15 protein-coding genes are annotated in these 24055 nt (G+C 42.7%); 12 read left to right on the top strand and 3 right to left on the bottom strand.

Features of this window, described 5'->3' with window-relative positions; translation table 11 throughout:
* Positions 1 to 174: 174 nt before the first annotated feature.
* The 8 genes from SNE26_RS05645 (at position 175) to SNE26_RS05610 (ending at position 14423) form a co-directional block, all read left to right on the top strand.
* A complete protein-coding gene (locus SNE26_RS05645; RefSeq protein ID WP_321558391.1) occupies positions 175 to 2325 on the top strand; it encodes an FUSC family membrane protein in 2151 nt (716 codons plus the stop codon).
* A gap of 445 nt (positions 2326 to 2770) precedes the next feature.
* Entirely contained in the window at positions 2771 to 3916 is a 1146-nt protein-coding gene (locus SNE26_RS05640) for a methionine aminotransferase (protein ID WP_321558390.1), read from the top strand.
* Positions 3917 to 4095: 179 nt separating this feature from the next.
* Positions 4096 to 4881 (top strand): amidohydrolase, encoded by a 786-nt coding sequence (locus SNE26_RS05635; protein WP_321558389.1) that lies wholly within the window; start codon positions 4096 to 4098, stop codon positions 4879 to 4881.
* Positions 4882 to 5069: 188 nt separating this feature from the next.
* Positions 5070 to 6344: a TolC family protein gene (locus tag SNE26_RS05630; RefSeq protein ID WP_321558388.1), complete on the top strand. Its 1275-nt coding sequence runs from the start codon at positions 5070 to 5072 to the stop codon at positions 6342 to 6344.
* 20 nt (positions 6345 to 6364) lie between these two features.
* Positions 6365 to 7465 (top strand): efflux RND transporter periplasmic adaptor subunit, encoded by a 1101-nt coding sequence (locus SNE26_RS05625; protein WP_321558387.1) that lies wholly within the window; start codon positions 6365 to 6367, stop codon positions 7463 to 7465.
* Positions 7466 to 7541: 76 nt separating this feature from the next.
* Positions 7542 to 10679: a CusA/CzcA family heavy metal efflux RND transporter gene (locus SNE26_RS05620; RefSeq protein WP_321558386.1), complete on the top strand. Its 3138-nt coding sequence runs from the start codon at positions 7542 to 7544 to the stop codon at positions 10677 to 10679.
* A 204-nt stretch (positions 10680 to 10883) separates the two neighbouring features.
* The gene (locus SNE26_RS05615; protein ID WP_321558385.1) at positions 10884 to 13931 is read left to right on the top strand and encodes a GH92 family glycosyl hydrolase; all 3048 of its coding nucleotides are present in this window, start codon (positions 10884 to 10886) and stop codon (positions 13929 to 13931) included.
* Between the two features lie 123 nt (positions 13932 to 14054).
* Positions 14055 to 14423, top strand: a complete 369-nt coding sequence (locus SNE26_RS05610; protein WP_321558384.1) for a hypothetical protein — start codon at positions 14055 to 14057, stop codon at positions 14421 to 14423.
* A 64-nt stretch (positions 14424 to 14487) separates the two neighbouring features.
* Here SNE26_RS05610 and SNE26_RS05605 read toward each other — a convergent pair whose 3' ends face one another.
* On the bottom strand, positions 14488 to 15366 hold the full coding sequence (locus SNE26_RS05605; RefSeq protein ID WP_321558383.1) for a polyphosphate kinase 2 family protein: 879 nt from the start codon (positions 15364 to 15366) through the stop codon (positions 14488 to 14490).
* Positions 15367 to 15619: 253 nt separating this feature from the next.
* Here SNE26_RS05605 and SNE26_RS05600 point away from each other — a divergent pair, with 253 nt between their 5' ends.
* A complete protein-coding gene (locus tag SNE26_RS05600; RefSeq protein ID WP_321558382.1) occupies positions 15620 to 17947 on the top strand; it encodes a transglycosylase domain-containing protein in 2328 nt (775 codons plus the stop codon).
* 112 nt (positions 17948 to 18059) lie between these two features.
* Positions 18060 to 21275: a DPP IV N-terminal domain-containing protein gene (locus SNE26_RS05595; protein WP_321558381.1), complete on the top strand. Its 3216-nt coding sequence runs from the start codon at positions 18060 to 18062 to the stop codon at positions 21273 to 21275.
* Positions 21276 to 21352: 77 nt separating this feature from the next.
* Here the strand turns inward: SNE26_RS05595 and SNE26_RS05590 are convergent, their stop codons facing one another.
* Complete coding sequence (locus SNE26_RS05590; RefSeq protein ID WP_321558380.1) at positions 21353 to 22354, bottom strand: phosphotransferase; 1002 nt, start codon at positions 22352 to 22354, stop codon at positions 21353 to 21355.
* A gap of 133 nt (positions 22355 to 22487) precedes the next feature.
* On the opposite strand from SNE26_RS05590, the gene SNE26_RS05585 reads away from it, so the two are divergent.
* Positions 22488 to 23054, top strand: a complete 567-nt coding sequence (locus SNE26_RS05585) for a fasciclin domain-containing protein (RefSeq protein ID WP_321558379.1) — start codon at positions 22488 to 22490, stop codon at positions 23052 to 23054.
* Positions 23055 to 23171: 117 nt separating this feature from the next.
* The gene (gene msrB, locus SNE26_RS05580) at positions 23172 to 23651 is read left to right on the top strand and encodes a peptide-methionine (R)-S-oxide reductase MsrB (protein WP_321558378.1); all 480 of its coding nucleotides are present in this window, start codon (positions 23172 to 23174) and stop codon (positions 23649 to 23651) included.
* On the opposite strand, the gene SNE26_RS05575 is transcribed toward msrB, so the two are convergent.
* Positions 23638 to 23994 carry a GIY-YIG nuclease family protein gene (locus SNE26_RS05575; RefSeq protein WP_321558377.1) on the bottom strand — a complete coding sequence of 119 codons (357 nt, stop codon included), beginning with the start codon at positions 23992 to 23994 and terminating at the stop codon, positions 23638 to 23640. The genes msrB and SNE26_RS05575 overlap by 14 nt on opposite strands.
* Positions 23995 to 24055 lie beyond the last annotated feature (61 nt).

The following is a 24055-nucleotide window of genomic DNA, read 5'->3' as shown; positions in this document are numbered from 1 at the left end:
TATTTATTAACACAAATCTTCAATTAATGCCATTTTTATCAAAAATGGACACTTAAATTAAAATTATGTAAATTTGAAACGTCATTTTGGGCCAATAAATTATATTTAATAAAAACAGGCCGAACAAACAAAATTGCTTATAATAGTTCTGTTATTTACAAAGCTACTGCTACCATGTCTATAAACATCAGGGAAATAAAAAGTTTCTTTTACAGTCAATATTTTTCTGATGGGATCCGTATTTGCATAGGCATTTTACTGCCCTCCCTGCTGCTAATGCAGTTTGATAAGTTTGATCTGGGCCTTACGCTTTCATTGGGCGCATTGTGTATCTGTGTTATAGATACTCCCGGCCCGGTATCGCACAAGCGTAATGCCATGGCAGCCGGCAACCTTTGTTTGTTTTTGGTAGCAGCTATTACCGGTTTTGCGCGGCTCAATGTATTTAGCCTTGGCTTCGAGATCACTTTCTTCGCTTTTTTGTTTTCCATGTTTACGGTTTATGGCAACAGGGCAGCGTCGGTAGGCACTTCATCATTGTTGATCATGATCTTTATGATGGATAAAGCATTGGCAGCTCCCGAGGTATTGGGTTACAGTGCCACCATTTTAGCAGGCGGTGTTTGGTATATGATCTTCAGCCTGTTGTTTTTCGGTATTCGCCCCTATCGCGCGGCACAGCAGGCCCTTGGCGAAAATGTTACCGATATAGCACGTTTTTTACGCATCAAGGCCGATTTTTATCTGTCGGATACCGATATCGACGAAAACTACCGTAAGCTGGTTTCTAAACAGATCCAGGTGAGCCAGCACCAGGATGCTGTACGCGAACTGCTTTTTAAAAGCCGCATCATGGCCCGCGAATCGACAGCACCAAGCAGGATCCTGGTACTTACCTTTGTCGACCTGGTTGATATCTACGAACAGATCATGGCCACGCACTATGATTACAACCACATTCGCGAAAAATTTAAAGATACCGGCGTACTTACCGAAATAGCCCGCATTATCCATAACATGGCCGATGAGCTTGATGACATAGCCTACATTATATTATCAAATACCCGTCGCCGCCACCTTACCGATTTTAATATCGAGCTGGAAAAACTAAAAATAAAGATCGACTCCATCGGCAAAAACAACCAGGAAACCAGCAACCTGGTACTTAAAAAAGTACTGGTGAACCTGCGTTCGCTTAGCGAGGGGATCAACAATATTTATAAATACTACAGTTCAAAAGCAGCCGAATCATTGAACGAGCCCAAAGGCGATGTAGAGTATTCGGCATTTGTTACCCACCAGGATTTTGCACCGCATATTTTCTTCGACAACTTTACGCTGGCGTCCGGCGCATTCAAACATGCCCTGCGCGTAGCATTGGTATGCCTTGTAGGCTTTATCACAGCCAAGCTGGTTTCATTAGGTCACCATAGCTATTGGGTGCTGCTTACCATTATCGTCATACTGAAGCCAGGATTCAGCCTTTCAAAACAGCGTAACTACCAGCGTTTAATAGGTACCATTGGCGGCGGCGTTATTGGCATAGCTATACTTACTTTTATTCCTAACGTCACCGTGCAGTTTATTTTTCTGGTGATTTTTATGATGGGCGCCTACAGCTTTCAACGCCTTAATTATGTAGTGAGTGTAATTTTCATGACCCCGTATGTACTTATCCTGTTCAAGTTTTTAGGCGTGGGGCTGTTAAACGTGGCGCAGGAAAGAATCATAGATACCATCATAGGCTCAACCATTGCCCTGGTAGCCAGCTACCTCATTTTCCCAACCTGGGAGTTTGAACAGATCCAGGAAACCCTTCGCGATGTGATTGTAGCTAATATCAACTATCTCGTAACTATTGCCGAAAGCATTTCGGGCAAAATGATCAGCATTACCACTTATAAACTGGCGCGCAAAGAGGTATATGTAAAATCGGCCAATCTTTCGGCCACATTTGAGCGTATGACATCCGAGCCTAAAAGCAAGCAGCGTAAAATAAAGGAAGTGCATAAATTCGTGGTACTTAACCATATCCTTTCATCATATATTGCCACCATAGCATCGGCACAAAGCAAAAAGGAAATCCCGGTTGCCCACCCTGAAGCCATGAAGCTAATCAAAAAAAGTATAACCGTATTGAACGATACCGGTCAAAAACTGCATGCTCAAAATATTGAATTTAATATAGGTAAAATTCCCCCTGTTAACCCGGAAGCTCAGAAACCTGTAGCCCAGGCCGAAGATGCTTTATTGAAAGAGCAGCTGGGCTTCATCAATAAGATCAGCTATGATATTGCCAGGATTACGGACAGTATATTGGTTTGAACCATGATTTTTAGGATTAAAGGATGTATAGAATTTGATTGGTTGGGTAAAGAGCGGGAAATCGCTGTTAAGAAGTGTTTAACTATCGGCAGAGGGTAGATAAGAAATTTTCACACAAATTTTTCCGAATTAATCGAATTACACGAATTTCAATTCGACATCAATAAAAAATTCGTATAATTCGATTAATTGTGACCGATTTAAAAACCAATTCGTGTAGAAATTTTTCACTCCCATTTATTCACAAGCCTGGTCATTTTAAAACCGATTGTCCGGGGGTAAAGACCTAATCTTTCGAATTCGAAAAATCCTACTAATCTTTTAATCCCAGGAATCACGGTTCAGATAATATGTTTAAACCTATAAATTAAAATATTTTCTAAATACAAAAAATACCCGGTTATGGGGATAGGTTCATAATGATTTTTCCCTACTTTAGCCATTGATGATACCTGTTGTTTCAAAATTACCCCAAACCGGAACCACCATATTCACCACTATGTCGGCCCTGGCCAACGAATTGGGTGCAATAAATCTGTCGCAGGGTTTTCCTGATTACGACTGTTCGCCCGACCTGATTGAGCTTGTAAATAAAGCCATGAAAGAGGGGCATAACCAATATGCGCCCATGGCTGGTGTAATGGCCTTAAGAGAGCGTATTGCCGAAAAAACCGAAAAACTTTACGGCGCAGTTTATAACCCCGAAACAGAGATTACTATCACTGCTGGTGGCACACAGGCCATTTTTACGGCAATAAGCGCTGTAATCCACCCTAACGATGAGGTGATCATATTTGAGCCGGCTTTCGATTGTTATGCCCCCGCCATAAAACTGATGGGCGGCGTTGTAAAATCGCTTGCCCTTGAGCCGCCCAATTACCGCATTGCATGGGACATGGTTAAGCGGCTTATCAACCAAAAAACAAAAATGATCATCCTTAACTCGCCGCATAACCCAACGGCAACCATTTTGCATAAGGAGGATATTGACGAGTTGAGTGCGCTGGTAAAGAATCAGGATATCCTGATCCTAAGTGATGAGGTATATGAACACCTGATATATGACGGCGAAACCCACCACAGCATGGCCCGCTACCCCGACCTGCAACAGCGCAGCTTTATCGTAGCCTCGTTCGGCAAGCCTTTTCATGCCACCGGCTGGAAGGTGGGATATTGTATGGCGCCTGCCTATTTGATGAATGAGTTCAGGAAAATTCACCAGTTTTTGGTGTTCGCGGTAAACACACCTATTCAGTATGCTATTGCCGAGCATTTAAAAAACGAAGAAACTTATCTCGGCCTGGCCGAATTTTTCAGGGAAAAACGCGACTACTTCAGGAAAGGCCTTGAGCAAAGCCGTTTTAAGCTTTTGCCATGCAGTGGTTCATACTTTCAGTCAGTAAGTTACCGCGCTATTACCGACGAAAGAGATGCCGACTTTTCTATCCGTGTGGCGAAGGAATTTGGGGTAGCATCGATACCTGTTTCGGCTTTTTACAGCAAGGGGATTGATCACCATGTGTTAAGATTTTGTTTCGCCAAAAGACAAGAAACTTTAGATAAAGCCGTTGATAGGTTAATTCGAGTTTAATTTTTGGTTAATGGTTCATAGTTAATGGATCATAGCCAGATCATTTAAGTTTGATTTTGGATCATGGTCCATAGTTCATGGATCGTAGTCAAATCGTATAAGTTTTATCCGTATGGATCAACCAATCGTCATGCATTTTTTGCCATGAACCATGATCCATAAACTATGAACCAAATATTATGGAGAATCTTAAAATTACTGTTTTTCAAGGCTACCTTTTTTGGGAAAATACCGATAAAAATCTTCAGAATATTACCCTCAGGCTATCGGGAGGGATCCGCGAAAAAACAGACCTCATTATACTGCCCGAAATGTTCAGCACCGGCTTTACTATGAACGTTGCCGAACTTGCTGAACCCATGAATGGTAAAACCATGCAATGGATGGAAAAAACTGCCCGGCAGTACGATTGCGTGATAACCGGAAGCATCATTATTGAAGAAAGCGGCAAATACTATAACCGCTTAATATGGATGCGCCCTGATGGCACTCATGAACACTATGATAAACGCCATCTGTTTGCACTGGGCAGCGAACACAATACTTACACCGCCGGCACCAAAAAACTTTTTGTTGAGCTTAATGGCTGGAAAATTTGCCCGGTGATCTGTTACGACCTGCGTTTCCCGGTGTGGTTGCGCAATATTGAAGAAAACCCTTATGACCTGCTCATTGTAGTAGCCAACTGGCCCGAGCGCAGGGCAGCCCACTGGCGTACGCTGATACCTGCGCGCGCGGTTGAAAATCAATCTTATGTAATAGCAGTTAACCGGGTAGGCCACGATGGAAACGAAATTTACCATAGTGGCGACTCTACCTGTATCGATCCTAACGGCAAGGTAGTTTACTACAAACGCGATGAAGAAGACCTTTACACTTTCAGTATCATAGGCGATGAGGTTGAAAAAGTGCGCCGTGCACTCCCCTTTTTGAAAGATGCGGATGATTTTGAAATAAATCTCTGAACCAGGATTTGGGGGGACTTTCGGGATTTACAGATTTTTCTTTCAACATGATGAGAAAATCCTACTAATCCTATAAATCCAGGTTCAGACAAAATCAGGGTTCCCTTTCTACCATTAGTTTTTCCTTCACTTCATACAAAATTCATAACCGTTTTGAAGTTTTGTACTGTAGAATTGAAGAAGGAAACATGCGTACTATAAAATCCCTGCTATTTATATCCCCACTGTTTTTTAGTTTATTAACCCAAAAGGCCGAAGCTCAGACAGATACATTAAAGATCAATTTCCAGGATGCTGAAAAGCAATTCATTGAAAATAACCTTAGCCTGCTTGCCCAAAAGTATAACGTTGATGCCTCGAAAGCGCTCATTCAACAAGCTAAATTATGGGATAACCCCACGCTGAGCACCGATCAGAATATCCATGACGGCAGCACTAATAAATTTTTCAACCACTCCAATGGCGGCGGACAGATATTTGTTCAGCTAAGCCAGGTGTTTGCAACCGCAGGAAAGCGCGGCAAGCAAGTTAGAGTAGCCGAAGACGATGCAAAAGTCCAGGAAGCCGCTTTTAACGATCTGATGCGCAACCTGAAATACAACCTTCAGCTTGATTTTAGCCAGCTTGCTACACTTAACGCACAGCAGTTTGTTTATCAAAACGAGGTTAGCTCTGCTACCAGCCTGGTTAATGCCATCCAAAAATCATATGATGCGGGTAACACCTCCATGAAGGACCTCATCCGCCTGAAAGCATTGCTATTTGGCTTGCAGAACGACATGGTTGAGAACAACCGCCAGATCAATGATCTGCAAACAGAGCTTAAAACGTTGCTGCAAACTAAAGAAACGGTATTCATCCAGCCTGTTATCAATGACAAGCCTGCTGAAAATGTCGATCTTGATTTGCAGTCGCTTATTAACCAGGCCCTGGCCAACCGGCCCGATTACCTGTCAAACCAGTATCAGTTAAATTCGGCTACCCATAACCTTGCTTATCAAAAGGCGTTGGCTGTGCCTGATGTAACCATTGGTGTTGCATATGATCAAAACAGTAGTTATGCGCCGCATTACTATGGTTTACAGATTGGTTTGCCCCTGCCATTGTTCAACCGTAACCAGGGCAACATCAAATCGGCACGGTACAATATCAAAAGCCAGGAAAGCACTTTAAAACAAAGTGAGTTCCAGTTAAAAAATGATGTTGTAGCAGCCGTTAATCAGTATAAATTAAATCAGCAGCTGTTTTCAACGCAGCAGGTGGCCTTTAATGAACAATATGATAAATTGTTTAGCAGCATGCTCAAAAGCTTTCAGCAAAGGCAGATAAGCCTGGTTGAGTTTGTTGACTTTTTTGATACCTACAAAGATACCAAGCTTAAGATCCTGCAGCAGCAATATAACCTTCAAAAAGCTATTGCCGATCTCAACTTTGCTACCGGCACTACTATAATTAAATCCTGACAAATTCCTTAAAAATTACTATGATGAAAAGAGAAACGCTGTTTTCCGGCATCTCAGCTTTACTATTGCTTGCTGCCTGCAAAGGCAAAACACCACCTGTAACCGAAAATAAACAGGTTTGTGTCAGCGACTCGATGGCCCGTATGATCACAATCGACACCGCCAAAACCACAACCATAAAAAACGAACTGAGCCTTTCGGGCGAGGTTTCATATGACGACAATGCAGTTATAAAGGTATTCCCGTTTTCGGGCGGGCAGGTTCTTGACGTTAAAGTATCCCTTGGCGATAAAGTTAGCAAAGGGCAAACCCTGGCTATAGTGCGCAGCGCCGATGTAGCGGGTAACTATACCGACCTTGCCTCATCAAAAGCCGACGTATCCATCGCCAAACGTCAGTTGGAACAGGCCGAATACCTGTACAAAAACGGCATCTCGAGTGAGCGCGATTATACGGAGGCTAAAGAGAATTATAACAAGGCCGAAGCTGCCTACAGTAAGGTAAAAGAGCAGATCAGCATTAACGGGGGCGGCAATACAAGCCCGGGCGGCACGCTGGTGATCAAAGCACCCGAAAGCGGCTATATAGTTGAAAAGAACATTACTGCAGGCAGTTTTATCCGCCCGGATAACAATAATGCCATGTTCACCATATCAAACATGAAGGATGTTTGGATCTGGGCCAACGTATTTGAATCGGATATCTCTAAAGTAAAAGCGGGCTATACAGCAAAGATTACCACAGTTGCTTATCCGGATAAAGTTTTTACCGGCAAGGTTGATGCCATAAGTTCTGTTTTAGATCCCGATAACAAAGTAATGAAGATCAAGATTGTATTACCGAACGAAGGCATGCTGCTTAAACCCGAAATGTTTACCAATGTGGTAATCACCAATACGGATAAAGCGCAATCGGTATCAGTACCTGCCAAGGCTGTGGTTTTTGATAACAGCAGAAATTTTGTAGTGATCTACAATGATAAATGCGATCTCAAACTGCGCGAGGTTAGCGTAATTAAAACGGTTGAAGATACCAGCTATATCGCATCGGGTTTAAAACCGGGCGATAAGGTGATATCCAAAAACCAGTTGCTGTTATATGACGCCCTTGCCGGCGATTAATTAGTTAGTGTTATGCAGAAACACAGACACTGCATTAGGCTGACAAATTAACCTGAAACTCAATACTGATCAAACAATGAACAAATTCATTAAAAACATCATATACTTCTCGCTAAGGCACCGCTACTTCGTGTTTTTCATGACAGCAGTTTTGGCCGTGATTGGCGTATGGAGCTATACTAACACTCCTATTGAAACATTTCCGGATGTTACCAATACCCAGATCATCATTATAGCCCAATGGCCGGGCCGCAGTGCCGAAGAAGTTGAAAAAATGATCACCATCCCCATGGAGACCGTTTTAAATTCGGTACAAAAAAAGGCTAATCTTCGTACCACCTCGGCCTTTGGTTTATCGTACGTACGTATCATTTTTGACGATGACGTAGATGACGCCTTTGCCCGGCAGCAGGTATTAAGCCGCCTGGGCAATGCCGACCTGCCCGATGGTGTAAAACCTGAAGTTGAACCACCTTACGGGCCTACAGGCGAAATTTATCGCTATACCTTAAAAAGCCATACCAAATCTATCCATGAGCTTACAGCTATCCAGGATTGGATCCTCGACCGCCAGTTTAAATCAGTACCCGGCGTAGCCGACGTAAACAGCTTTGGCGGAGAAGAAAAAACATACGAGGTTAGTGTTAACCCCTCGTTGTTGCGCAAATATGAGCTTACCTCGCTCGATGTTTACAATGCCATTAACCGCAGTAACATTAACGTAGGCGGCGATGTAATTGAAAAAAACGATCAGGCTTATGTGGTTCGCGGTATTGGTTTGATCAATAATATTGAAGAGATCCAGAATATCATCATTAAAAATGTAAATAACGTGCCTATCCTGGCCCGTGACATTGCAGATGTTAAGGAAAGCGGGCTGCCGCGCCTTGGCCAGGTGAGCCGTGACAGGCAGAAGGATGTTATTGAAGGCATTATTGTAATGCGCAAGGGCGAAAACCCCGCCGAGGTATTGAGCCGCATCCGCGATAAGGTTAAAGACCTCAATGATAACATCCTGCCCAGGGATGTTAAAATTGATACCTTTTATGACCGTACCAACCTGATGGATTTTTGTACCGAAACAGTGATCCATAACCTGTTGGAAGGTATCGTACTGGTAACTGTAATCGTGTTATTGTTCATGGCCGACTGGCGCACTACGCTTACCGTGGTTATCATCATCCCGCTGGCACTGCTGTTTGCCTTTATATGCATGCGCATAAAGGGTATGAGCGCCAACCTGCTATCCATGGGTGCGGTTGACTTTGGTATCATCATAGATGGTGCCGTGGTGATGGTTGAGGGGATCTTTGTAGCGCTTGACCACCGGGCCAAAGAAGTAGGCATGCAAAAATTTAATGGCCTTGCCAAACTGGGCCTGTTTAAAAATGTAGGCGCCGAAATGGGTAAAGCTATCTTCTTCTCCAAACTCATTATCATTACCTGTTTGGTGCCCATCTTCGCTTTCCAAAAAGTGGAAGGTAAAATGTTCTCTCCATTGGCTTATACCCTTGGTTTTGCTTTGCTTGGGGCACTCATTTTTACCTTAACACTTGTACCGGCCCTGTCAAGTATTTTATTAAGCAAAAACGTAAAAGAAAAACACAACCCGGTTGTTTTGTTTTTTGAAAATGGCATCCGTAAAATGTTTGGGTTCACCTATAAAAACCAAAAACTGAGCCTTATTGTTGCTGTGGCCTTTATGACGGTAACATTTTTCTCATTCAGGTTTTTGGGATCGGAATTTTTGCCCGATCTTAATGAAGGAGCGCTTTGGGTTGAGGCCGAACTGCCGATGAGCGTCTCCTTATCTGAAGCTGAAAGCATCAATCAAAAAATGATGCAGATCCTCGAAAAATTCCCCGAGGTAAAACAAACGCTTGCCCAGGTGGGTCGAACTAACGATGGTACGGATCCAAAAGGTTTTTTCAACGTGCAGATCCAGGTAGACTTAAAAAATAAAAAGGAATGGCGCAAAGGATTATCCGAAGATGAACTGATAGCCCAGATGGATGCACAGCTAACCAAAATACCCGGAGCTGTATTTAATTATTCGCAACCCATTCGTGACAACGTTGACGAGGCTGTTGCCGGCGTGAATGCCTCGTTGGCCGTTAAGATCTTCGGCCCCGACTTTGATACTCTTGACCATAAGGCAGACAGCGTACTGAGTATTCTGAAAACCGTTCAGGGTGTTGAGGACTTGGGCGTATTGCGCAACCTCGGCCAGCCGGAGTTCAGGATAGAGCTTGATCAGCGTAAAATGGCCTTGTATGGTGTTTCAACAGCCGATGCCAACTCTGTTATAGAAATGGCTATAGGCGGTAAGGCTGCCACCGAACTTTACGAAGGCGAACGCCATTTTGATGTACGGATCCGTTATCAAAAGCAATTCAGAGATACCCAGGATAAGATCGAAAATCTGATGGTGCCTACCCTTAACGGTGCAAAAATTGCCATTAAAGAGATAGCATCGATCAAAACCACTACAGGACCCGCCTTTATTTATCGCGATAATAATATGCGTTATATCGCTGTGAAGTTTTCCATCCGCGGCCGCGATTTGGGCAGTACCATAGCCGAAGCACAGCAAAAAGTTAACGCCCGCGTAAAACTTGGCCAGGGCTACTCATTTGCCTGGGCCGGCGAATTTGAAAATCAGCAGCGCGCCTCAGCAACCCTTGCACATGTGGTGCCTATTTGCCTGCTGGTGATCTTCCTGATCTTGTTCATCACCTTTGGTAATGTAAAAGATGCATTTTTGGTGATCCTGAATGTACCTTTCGCCCTTATCGGCGGGATTTTGGCCCTGCATATTACCGGTACAAACTTCAGTATCTCGGCCGGCATCGGTTTTATTGCCTTGTTTGGCGTGTGTATCCAGAATGGTGTGATCCTGATCTCGGTATTCAGGAAAAACCTGGAAGAGCATATGCCGCTTGACACAGCCATAATGGAAGGTGTAATTTCACGTGTACGCCCGGTAGTAATGACTGCTTTGATGGCTGCCATCGGTTTGATGCCGGCCGCTGTTTCAACCGGCATCGGTTCTGAAACCCAGAAACCGTTAGCCATCGTTGTTATTGGAGGCTTGGTTACATCAACCATCCTTACCTTATTGATACTACCTGTTATTTACGCCATAGTTTACCGGTTAATTCACCGCCGCGAAAACCGCAAGCTTTTGAAAAAGGTGGGTGTGATAAAAGGATAAAGACACTAATTATTTCGAATTAAATCGAATTAGTAAATAAAAAACGTCATTGCTTAATACCCCGCAATGACGTTTTTGTTTATTATAATATCTTTATTCATCGCCTTCCATTTGAGCAATAAAATAGTGACCGTTACTGTTAACAAATATTCATGGTAATTAGTGTAATTTGTGCTCATTCAAATTGAATCGCCTATAAATAATATGTCAATCGTAAAATACGTATTCCGCTCATCTTTATCTATCGCTTTATTAGCTGGTCTGCCATTCATTTCATCGGCACAAAAGAAAAAAGAAAAGGATAAGGACTATGCCCAACTGGTTGATCCCTTTATCGGTACCGGCGGGCACGGGCACACTTATCCCGGCGCGGTGATGCCTTTTGGCATGGTGCAGCTTAGTCCGGATACAAGGCTTGAAGGCTGGGACGGCTGCTCAGGTTATCATTATACCGATAGTTTGGTTTATGGCTTTTCGCATACACATTTAAGCGGCACAGGTGTACCCGATTATTGCGATGTATTGTTTATGCCTACCACCGGCGATCCTAAATTTAACAACACCGAATACCGCTCGCACTTCAATAAAAAGAATGAGAGTGCAACACCAGGCTATTATAAAACACTGCTCGATAAATATAATATTGGCGTTGAGCTAACTACAACTACACGTGCCGGCGTTCATCGCTACACCTACCCATCAACCGATAAGGCAAACATTATTATCGATCTGCAGCACCGCGATGAGGTTTTGGATTCATGGATAGAAGTAGTAAACGATCATGAAGTGCGTGGTTTCCGTATGTCAAAATCGTGGGCAGATAAACAACAGGTTTATTTTTATGCTAAGTTTTCAAAGCCTTTTAAAACTTACGGTATTGCTTTAAATAACGAGGTACAAAATGGCCAGAGCAAAGTTCAAGGCAAAAACGTAAAGCTGTTTTTGCAGTTTGATAATCCCGGCGAAGTAATCAGCAAGGTGGGTATCTCCTCTGTAAGCACCGAAGGTGCTTTAAAAAACCTGGATGCAGAAGTACCTGATTTCGACTTCAAAAAAATTCAGAAAGAAGCCAAAATAGCCTGGAACCATGAACTTAACAAGATCCAGGTTGAAGGTGGTGCTCCTTCCCCATCCTCGCAAACTCAAGCTGTAGGCGGTACAAGCCCATACAGTTATGCACCTCCCGCTAAAAAAGTAGTACAACCCGATTATGCTAAAATAAAACAAACCATATTTTATACCGCTTTATACCATAGCATGGTGGCCCCTAATATTTACAGTGATGTGGATGGGCAATACCGTGGCATGGATCAGCAGGTTCATACTGCCCAGGGCTTTGATTACTACACGGTTTTCTCCTTATGGGATACCTTCAGGGCCGAGAACCCGCTGCTAACCTTGATAGACCGAAAGCGTACGCTCGATTTTATCAAAAGCTTTATTGCGATGTATGATCAGGGCGGATTGCTACCGATATGGCCGCTTGCGAGCACCGAAACTTATTGCATGATCGGCAATCATGCTATCCCGGTTATTGTGGATGCCTATGCTAAAGGGATTCGTGATTTTGACGCCGAAAAAGCATTCACTGCTATGAAAGCCGCTGTAAACCGTAACCAATTTGGGCTGGATAACTATCGAAAAAACGGAGCTGTTCTATCAGATGAAGAAGATGAGTCCGTGTCTAAAACGTTGGAGTATGCCTATGACGACTGGTGTATAGCGCAGATGGCTAAAATGCTCAACAAAACCGATGATTATAACCAATACATTCAGCGGGCACAATACTGGAAAAATGTTTTCAACAACCAGAATACTTTTATGCAGGCCCGTGCAAATGGCGGCTGGCTTGAACCTCTCGACCCCACAGAGATCAACGGTAATTATACCGAAGGCAATTCCTGGCAATATTCATTTTTAGTACCGCATGATGTTGAAACCCTGATTGATAAAATAGGTGGCAAGCAGGCGTTTGAAAACAAACTCGATGAATTGTTCAGCACCCAATCAAAATTGAGTGGCAGCGACATTCCCGATGTTGCAGGCCTGATAGGCCAATATGCACACGGTAATGAACCAAGCCACCACATGGCGTACTTATATAACTTTACCGAGTCGCCGGATAAAACCCAGTTTTATGTAAGCCGTATTTTGCGCGAAGAATACAGCAACAAACCCGATGGTTTAGCCGGTAATGAGGATTGCGGGCAAATGTCGGCCTGGTATGTGATGAGCTCGTTAGGGATTTACAATATTGCTCCCGGTCAGCAGGATTTCCAGATCGGGATCCCGCAATTTGATAAGGCAGTGATCAACCTTGAAAACGGCAAAAAATTCAGCATTATTAACCCCGGCGCCGGCATTACCCGCAGCAATATCTACCTGCAGGGCATGAACCTTGATAAAAAGGTTTACAGCAAGCTTTTCATCAACTACGATGATATTACCAAAGGCGGCGATTTTGAAGTATTTACCGGCAGGCTGGCAAATAAGATCTTTACCCAGGATTTGGAGAAGCCCGTTTCAAAGATCACCGATAACCTTATCGTACCTAATCCTTACATTATAGCGCCGTCCAGGTCCTTTAAACAGCCTTTCAGCATCCAGATCAAAGACCAGGACGCCGATGCAAAGATCTATTATACCCTTGATGGCTCTGCCCCTACTACAGCTTCAGCCCTTTATACCCAATCTATCAATATCAGCGACAATATTACGGTGAAAGCTATCGCGATAAAGGACGGCAAAAGCAGCTTTATAGACGAAGCAAGTTTCATCAAGCTCCGCAACGATATTAAGCTAACTATACTGAACAAATACCTGCCAAACTACCCGGCTAAGGGCGATGAATCATTAATTGATAGACAGCATGGCACTACTAACTGGCGCTTAGGCAATTGGCAGGGCTACCAGGGAAAGGATTTTATGTGTATCGTTGATATGGGCACTGTTAAACCCATCAAACAAATCAGCATCAATACATTGCAGGATAGCCGCGCATGGATTGTGTTCCCTAAATATGTACAATTCTGGACATCAAACGATGGTAAAACCTATAAGTTGGCTGCCACCGTTAATACCAAAATTGATATTAAAGATACTAACGTACAAACTCAGGAATTTACAGCACCGCTAAATACCAATACCCGGTACATTAAACTGATAGCCAAACAATATGGCCCGCTACCCGACTGGCATGAGAACAAAGGCAGCCAATCTTACATTTTTGCTGATGAAATAACGGTAGAGTAATGATTTGATGTGCAGATTTCAGATGTGCGGATGAATAAAGTCCGTTGTGGGCAATCATTTAAAAATGGATAAAACTATTTCATTTTTAAATGGTTAGCTGTATACAAAAAAACTTTACCACACATGGAAAATTACAAACCAACAACCGACGACGGTAAGACCGCCGGCATCATCAGTTATTTTACGCTTATTGGATGGCTTATTGCCTATTTTGCAATGTATGCCAACAATAAAACGCCGCTGGCAGCCTACCAGTTAAGACAAACCTTATTGTTCCACCTTGCATCAATAGTTGTTTCCTGGGCGGCAGCTCTCATTATTGGTATGGCCTTTGTAACATCAGGCGTATTCATTGGCATGTCTATTATCTGGATAGTACGTTTAGGCTTTTTGATCATATGGATCATCGGTTTAATTGGTGCTGTTAATGGCGAAAGAAAACCGATGCCGCTTATTGGAGAGCCTGCACAAAATATGTTTTCAGGTATTTAAGATTTTCACAGCGCAGTCTCAGACTTACGAAGTTTTGAAAACTTCGTAAGTCTGAATATCACCATTACTGCTTTTCTAATAACTGTTTAGCTTCCTGTAGTTTTTCCATTTCGTCTTTAGGCAAAACAGGGAATTCCAGCTTCAACTCTTTCAGGGTATCCCTGATTATTGTTGATATCGCGATGCGCGTAAACCATTTCTTATCAGCCGGGATAACATACCAGGGGCAATCATCTGTAGCGGTTTCGTTAATGGCTTTTTCATAAGCTTTCATATATTCATCCCAATGCTCCCGCTCCGCAATGTCGCTGGCCTGGAACTTCCAATTTTTTTTGGGGTTATCTATTCGCTTTAAAAACCGCTTCTTTTGCTCCTGTTTTGATACGTTAAGGAAAAATTTGATCACAACAGTGCCGCTGTTACAAATATGCCGTTCAAAACAACGGATGCTCTCATATCGTTGTTCCCAAAACTGCTTGTCAATATCTTTTACTTGTTTTATCGCGGGGTTATTTTCCTTTAAAACAAGTTCGGGATGGACTTTAACGACAAGCACATTTTCATAGTGCGACCTGTTATGGATACCAATACGCCCTCTTTCGGGCAGGGCTTTGTAATGTCGCCATAAAAAGTCGTGATCATAATCTTCTGAACTGGGCTGTTTAAAGCTATACACCTGGCAGCCCTGCGGGTTTATACCCGACATGGTGTGCGCTATAGCGCTGTCTTTCCCGGCAGCATCCATTGCCTGAAAAATAATAAGCAATGAATAACTATTTGAGGCATAAAGTTGTGCTTCCAATTTAGAAGTTTCAGCTATCAGTTCGTTCAAAACAACCCCGGCATCTTCTTTTTCATAACCATCACTAAATGCCGGATCATGATCACTCAGCGAAAATTTGCTATTACCTGGTACTTTAAATTGTTCTGTCAAACTTTTCATATAATAAATAGATATCAATACAAAGTACAAAAACCACATTAAAGTTTTAGCAACTTGATTTCAATTACACGCGGCAACCTTCAACATCTGATTTTTTTTATCCAAACAGCTTTTGATTTATTTATTGTGTACTTTGCACATCATAAATATGTATTATGCCAGTGTTAACCTAAAATTTACCTGTCTATTTTACGTTGTTTATATTTGTTAAACTGCACTATGATATAGTGTCATAATTTTACATCTTTACCCAATGTTCAGACGTATACGCAACCGGTTTCTGAGATATTTTGTCATATTCATTTACTTCGTAATTATTTTCTTTTGTTCTATTGAACTTAACTTCCTTTGGCTCTTCGGATACTCACCTGACATGCAGGATATTAAAAGCCCCGTACTTTCGGTAGGATCGGAGGTTTACACTGCCGATGGCAAACTGATAGGCCAGTATTACAAGGAAAACCGCTCACCAATTGAATTTAAAGAGATCTCCCCCAACCTCGTAAACGCCCTCGTGGCAACTGAGGATGCACGGTTTTACAGTCATGGTGGTGTAGATTTTTATTCCTTTTTTACCAGCGTGCTCTCAACGGCCAAAGGCGACCGGCGCGGTGGCAGTACCATCACCCAGCAGTTAGCCAAAAACCTTTTTGAAACACGTAAAAAGAAATCGCAGGGCGTCATTAAGCATATCCCGGTGCTGCGCACTATTGTTTATAAATGCAAGGAATGGCTTACCGCTTTTAAAATTGAGCATGTTTACAGTAAGCAGCAAATATTGACCTTGTACTTCAATACTGTGCCTTTCGGCAATAATTCATACGGTATTAAAACAGCATCGTTAAAATATTTTAATAAACAGCCCGGCACCTTAAATCCTGCCGAATCAGCCTTACTTATCGGCATGCTGAAAGCTACATCGAGCTACAACCCCATTAAAAATCCGCAGCGTGCTACCGAAAGGCGCAATATTGTGTTGGGACAGATGGAGAAATATAAGTACCTCACTGCCGACCAGTATAAAAGTAACGTCGCGTTGCCACTCGGGCTCGACCTGAGTTATGTTGAAGACGACTCCCACGGCGATTCGTACCTGCGCCGCGCTGTTGAGAAATGGCTGGATAAATGGTGTAAGGAAAATGATTATAACCTTTATGAGGATGGCCTGAAGATTTATACCACCATCGATTCAAAGATGCAGCAATATGCCGAAGAAGCTGTTACCGAAAAAATGAAGATGCTGCAAAAACGCTTCTATAACCTTTGGGGAAACAAAAATCCGTGGCGGGATTCAAAAGGCGTTGAGATCAAAGATTTCATACTCAAAAACGAACAAAGGCTCCCTATTTACAAGCTACTTGAAAAAAAATACGGCGGTGATACGCTAAAGATCCAGGATTACTTTAAAACGAAAAAGCGGATGACTGTGTTTACCTGGCATGGGGAGCAGGACACTACTTTCTCTACTATAGATTCTATAAAATATTACGCTAAAATCCTGAACACCGGCATGATGACACTGGAGCCATCAACCGGTAAAATAAAAGTTTGGATTGGTGGTATTGATCACCGTTTCTTTAATTACGATCACGTAAACCAAAGCCGCAGACAGGCAGGCTCCACCTTCAAGCCATTTGCTTATTTAACCGCGCTTGATAATGGCTTTACCCCTTGCGATAAGTTTACTGACAAACCGGTATCCATCAAGTACAAAGACAACGGCGAGAACAAAGTTTGGGAACCCAATAATGCCGACTTCCATTTCTCCTATCGTGAAATGTCACTGCGCTGGGCTATGGGTAAATCTGTAAATTCCATCACAGCACAGCTAACCGAAAAAGTGGGCTGGGATAAAATTGTGGAATACGCTCACCGCTGCGGCATCGAAAGCCCTTTAAAGTCCGTTCCGTCGGTATCGTTAGGTTCAAATGATGTTTCGGTTTATGAAATGGTTAGGGCTTATAGCACATTTCTTAACAAAGGCGAAAAATTGGATCCCTTGCTGGTTACCAAAATCACCGACCAGCAGGGAAATGTAATACAGGAGTTTAAGCTCAAAACCGAAAAGGTTTTAAGCGAAGAAACCGCCTGGCTGATGCTTTACATGTTCCGCGGGGGGATGGAAGAACCTGGTGGTACCTCGCAGGCACTTTGGGAATACAACGGCCTTTGGAAAAAAGATAACCAGATAGGCGGCAAAACCGGCACATCATCCGACTATGTAGACGGCTGGTATATGGGTATCACCAAAGACCTGGTAACTGGTGTTTGGGTTGGGGCCGACGACCGCTCTGTGCACTTCACTACTTCTGAAACCGGCGAAGGCTCGCACACCGCCTTACCTATTTTCGGCAGCTTTATGGAAAGGGTTTATGCTGATAAATCGTTGGGTTACACTTACGGCCCATTCCCAAAACCATGGACCAAAATCACCAAAACTTACAACTGTCCATCGCCGCATATTGAAGAAGATACAACATCAACAGATAGCTTAAGCAACCCTATTGATACAACGGGCGTAACACCTGTACAGGAAAACAATCCGGAAAACCCGGAAAGTGCACCGCCTAACCAGCGATAAACAGGTAGAGGCGTTATTTTCATAAGTGAAGAGAAAATGAATAAGGTTGTTTTTTGAATTAAGAACAACCTTATTTTATTAAATTAGCCATATCTATTTAGTTAAATAATATATGAATAAAGTTTACTCACTTTTCAATAGAGTTAAAAAACACACCATTATATTCATTTGTTTTGTTGGCTCGTTATTGATAAGCATCAATGCCAGGGCGCAATATTTTGGCCAAAACAAAGTGAGGTACAAAAACCTCAAGTTTAACGTTTATAAAACCCCGCACTTCGAGATTTACTACTACCTGAAAAATGATAGTATGGTGAAACGCTTTGCCCAGGAAAGTGAACTTTGGTATACCCTCCATCAACAGGTTTTCAGGGATACATTTAAGCATGCCAACCCGATAATCTTATACGCTAACCACCCCGATTTTCAGCAAACCACTGCAATTGATGGCGAGATTAGCGTGGGTACAGGCGGTGTTACCGAAGGCCTTAAGAACCGTGTGGTAATGCCGGTGATGGAAACCAATCAAACTACGAGGCACGTTATCGGCCACGAATTGGTGCACGCTTTTCAATACCGGTTACTGATGGGGCATGATTCGTCCGAATATGAAAACATAAACAATATTCCGCTTTGGATGATAGAAGGCATGGCAGAATACCTTTCCTTAGGTAAAAAGGACACTTACACTGCCATGTGGATGCGTGATGCCTACTTGAACCACGATATCCCAACAGTTCGTGACCTTACCGAAAGCAGTAAATACTTTCCATATCGTTATGGTGAGGCATTCTGGTCGTTCATCGGCTCAACTTATGGAGATACGGTAATAGTGCCCTTCTTTAAAAACGCGGCTAAATATGGTTTAGAGTATGGTATCAGGCGTACATTTGGTTATGACGACCGTACCCTTTCGCGCCTCTGGAAAAACTCTATCGAGGCTACCTATAAGCCATTTTTAAAGGATACCACTCAAACACCGAAGGGCATCAAACTGGTCGATAGTAAAAACGGCGGCGACCTTGTTGTTGCGCCTTCTGTCAGTCCCGATGGTAAATATGTTGCCTTTCTATCGGCCAAAAGCTTATTCAGCATTGATCTTTATTTGGCTGATGCTAAAACAGGGCGCATATTACGAAAGCTCACGAGTAAGGTATCCAACACCCATATTGATGAATTTAACTTTATCGAATCGGCAGGTGCCTGGTCGCCGGATGGAACTAAATTTGCATTTAGTGTATTTAGCAAAGGGCGTAACAGGCTTGATGTGGTTGACCTGAAAAGCGGCAATGTAATTGACGATATCTCGATGGAGCAGGTAGGTCAGTTCAGCAACTTGTCATGGTCTCCAAATGGTAAGGACATTGTTTTCCAGGGATTGGTTGAAGGACAGGGCGATTTATACTCTTATAACTTCGATACCAAAAAGATCACACAGCTTACTAACGATAAGTATTCTGATTACCAGCCAAGCTATTCGCCAGATGGTAAAAAGATCATTTTTTCGAGCGACAGGACAACTTACGATCAATCATTGGAACAGGATATCCCTTTCAACCTCGCTGAGCTTGATCTGGAAACAGGAAAAGTAACCGATATAAAAATCTTTAATGGAGCCAACAACCTGAACCCGCAATATTCGGCAGATGGCAAACAGATCTATTTCCTGTCAAACCGCGATGGCTTCCGTAACCTTTACCGTTATACTATCGTGTCGGGTCAAATAGAACAAATGACCAACCTGTTTACGGGCATTTCCGGTATTACCGAGTACTCGCCGGCTTTAAGCATTTCCAATCACGATGATGTGGTTTATTCATACTACCGCGCACAAAAATATTCTATCTACAACGCCAAAGCGTCCGACTTTACACCAATTGTAGTGCAGCCCGGCGATGTTAATTTTGCAGCGGGCACCCTGCCTCCAAACCGTTCGGTAGGTGTCGACCTGATCAACTCCAACCTGAACAACTTTTTGGCCTATCGCAAAATCCCAACTGATTCGGTTAAGGCTATTCCTTTCCGCTCCAAATTTAAGCTTGATTACCTTGCAGGCAGCGGCATTGGTGTTGGTGTAAGTAACTTTTACGGCACAAGCCTTTCAAGCGGGATCCAGGGTGTGTTTAGTGATATCCTTGGTCGTAACCAGATCTTTGCAGCTGCTTCGGTAAACGGGCAGATCTATGACTCAGGTGCTGCTGTAACCTATGTAAATCAAACCGGCCGCTGGAACCTTGGTGTAGGTGTTTCTCACATCCCATACCAGTTCGGCTTCAATACAACCACCTACCCGGTAAGGAATGTGGGCGGTAAAAATCAAACCGTTTATTCTGATAACATTGACATTATCCGCAATTTTGAGGATGCGGGCAGGGTGTTCACTTCCTACCCTATCTCAAAAACCACCCGCTTTGAAGTAAGCGGCGCCGCCTCTCACAATTATTACCGCGTTGACCGCTATAGCGATTACTACCTCATTGATACTGCGGTAGTAAATGGCAAGCAGCAAATCGGCATAGGTAATTATATCACATCCGACAGGAAAAAAATCCCTAACGAAGAAGAGTCTGCAACCCTTAATCAAAACTACGGCTCAACTTATTTCTATAACTTAAAATCATACTCCATTTTAACGCTTTCAACTGCGTTAATTGGCGACAACTCGTTTTTTGGCGTTACAGCACCGTTGAATGGCTTCAGGTACAGGCTGGAAGCAGGTTATAATTTTGGCACATATAAGTTCTTTTCACCAACAATTGATGTAAGGAAGTACGTACGTACAGCACCGGTTACCTTTGCTGCCAGGTTCTTTGCTACCGGGCGTTTTGGTGACGACAAAGGGCTTTATCCATTATTTGTGGGTTATCCTTTTTATATCAGGGGTTATGAAGGGCAAACATTTTATAATAACGGTAAGGCCACAACCAACGGCTTCACCATCGATCAGTTATCAGGCAGCCGTTTAGCTGTGTTTAACTTTGAGGTACGTTTGCCGTTTACCGGCCCCGAAAAATTGGCTGCTATTAAATCCAAATTCCTGTTTACCGATCTTAACTTGTTTTTTGATGCAGGTTTAGCCTGGAACTCAGGTGATCATATCTATTTCCAGAAAGATCCGCCGGTGATTGGTCAGCAGGATTTTATAAATTCTGACGGCACTACTACAACACAAAACATTTACGGCCGGGTACCGGCATTGAGCGCTGGTATTTCTTTACGAATAAACGTTTTTGGCGCTTTTATATTAGAGCCTTACCTGGCTGTTCCTTTTAACCGCAGCGATGTTAAAAAACCTTTGTTTGGCTTAGGTTTTACACCAGGCTGGTAATATTGCTTATTATGATGGATGATATAAGGAAAGCGGCTATGCGGCCGCTTTTCTGTTTTATATTGCCTAACAATAAACTATGGCAATAAAAGATGAGCCGTCTCCATCCATTTCTTAATCAACGCAACCCTGTCTTTTAAAAACCTCGGACCGAAAAAGAGGTTCGACCAGTCATCAAAGTTTTCGTACTGAAACCCCAGGTAAAACACCCAAAAACCGAAACCTAAATATGGGATGGCGTTAATTTCTTCATCTGACAATGGCCTAACCTTACGGTAATTTGCAATGAAGGTTTTGAATGCATCACGTCCCTGCTGTTCTGTAATTTTCCCGTAGGTAACTTCCATAAAATAATGGATAAAAAAGGAGGTAATATCGTAAGCTAATAACCCTTTCCCTGCAAAATCAAAATCGAAAAAGGTGATCTCACCAGCGTCGGTAAAATGAAAGTTTTTAGGAAGAAAATCAAAATGACAGTATCCATAACTGAACCCGACGCCAAATTTGTTGTATTCGGCGATTACATCAACAGCAGTATTTCTCAAGTATTCGTACTCGTTTTCAAGTCCGGCAAATGCAGGTTCAATAACTTTGATGGGATCGATTAGTGCAGTATATATTGAATATTCTTTACGCTGATGGCTAAGTTCAATTGAAGAAGTGAGGTTATGTATCGCAGCCATCTCCTTGCCTACTGCTTCAAGATGCTGCTCACTAAGAGCAGAAACAACACCTCCCTGTGCCCATGAAAACAACACGCCGTAACGAATCCCTTCGGCGGCATTGAAAACCTGCAACATTTCGCCATCTATATCAGGAATTGGCCTTGACACTTTAGCGCCTCTTTCAAACAGGATGGTCAGCAACTCTACCTCGCCTTTGATCTCTTCCAGCTTACGGTGCGCATCGCGGTAAATTTTGAAAATGTATTTTTCAGTCGCGTTTTCTATAACATACGTATCACTCACATTGCGGATCAATAACCGGCAGGTGGTGCTGTTTAAACCGTAGCTTTCCCGGAGCTTTACATTCAGTGCTTTTGAAGATAAGGTTGAGTATTGTGCAGGGAAGATATTCATAGGTTAACAAAGGTAGGTATACAAACCGAAAGTTTCGCCACCTACCGCCCTCAATTAATCTCCAACTCCTGGTTCATCTCTCATTTAAAAAACCTATTTATATTTTGCATGTTTAGCTTATAACCTTCACACTATGAAAAAGTTACTGCTATTTACATTGACTATATTTTACCCGGCAATATTGCTGGCCCAAACCGAAAATAAAAGCAGTAACACCACCGGGGCAACTATGCTCCCAACCAATGATATCGTGAAAAACATATCCTTAGCTCCAAATACGCACACCTTTTACATCTTTATACAAAAAACAGATCTCTCCCGTACTTATACCAGCCGGGGGCCTATCACCATATTTGTGCCGGTTGATGACGGCTACAATAATATGCCTGCAGGCAAGTTTGATTCGCTTGCCAAACCGGCGCACATTTGGGAACTTACCGACTTGGTTACCTACCACGCCATTGCCGGTCAGTTTAAAGCAAAAGACATTCAGAAGCGGATTAACCGGGGTAAAGGAATGGCTATATTCACCACGCTTTCGGGCGGTAAATTATTCGCTAAAATAGATAGCAATAGCAATATTGTTTTGATTGATGGCAGTGGAGGTAAAAGTACGATCAGTCAGTTTGATATTAAACAAAACAACGGCATAGTACACCTGGTAAACAAAGTACTGATACCCAAAAAGAAGCTGATATAAACAGACTGCCAGATGACAATCCTGGTATAATATAATTACGTATTTGAGTTATAGTATTTAAGCGTTCTTTTAATCAAAAAGAGGCTGTTACAATCAATATAACATCAAACATAGGCTATGAAAGTATTTATCTTAGCAACTATAGCTTTAAGCATCCTGGTAGCTTTGGGATGCCAAAATATAAGCGGGCAGGATGCCAAACGCAAACTGAGCAAACCTGCCGATGAATGGAAAAAAACACTCAGTCCCAATCAATATCACATTATGGTTGAAAGCGGTACCGAACCGCCTTATCACAACGAATATTGGAACAATCACGAAAAAGGTGTTTATGTAAGCGCTGCAACAGGCGAAGTGCTGTTCAGCTCTGACGATAAATTTGACAGCGGTACGGGCTGGCCAAGCTTCGTTAAACCGGTTGACCCGAAAAAAGTAGCAATAGTTACTGATAACAGCTACGGCATGAGCCGCGATGAGGTTATCGAAAAAAGTACAGGTTTACACCTCGGCCACGTATTTGACGATGGCCCTGCCGACCGCGGCGGCAAAAGGTACTGCATGAATTCTGGAGCTTTAAAATTTGTTAAAAAGCCATAACCCTGCGGTTTGCATTTAACGACGGTCGCAACTGAGGCCTTACGCGCAAACCATTTTCGTATTTTAAACCAATGGTCAGATCTATCCAATCCGGGTTAACCGCTCTGATCGTTTTTTCTTTTTGCGGGCGTGTATAAGTGCTCACCACTTTAAAACGTTCCATAGCCTGCTCTTCGGTATTGATCTCCTCAAAGTAAACCAAACGATTAAGCTGCTGCGCATTGTCAAAAAACAAGGTTGGCATTTCGCTGTAAAACTGGATGGTTTTCATCAGGTCTGAACATAAGCCTACATGCAGATTTTTACGGTTCCTGTCGGTAATGATATAAACAAAACGTTTCATTTTATGATAAAAAATTTGGTGAACAGATAATTATTACTAACTTTATGAGCATAAAATTACT

The organism is Mucilaginibacter sp. cycad4 (assembly GCF_034263275.1).
Lineage (GTDB): Bacteria > Bacteroidota > Bacteroidia > Sphingobacteriales > Sphingobacteriaceae > Mucilaginibacter.
This window is presented reverse-complemented; position numbering and strand designations above follow the sequence as displayed.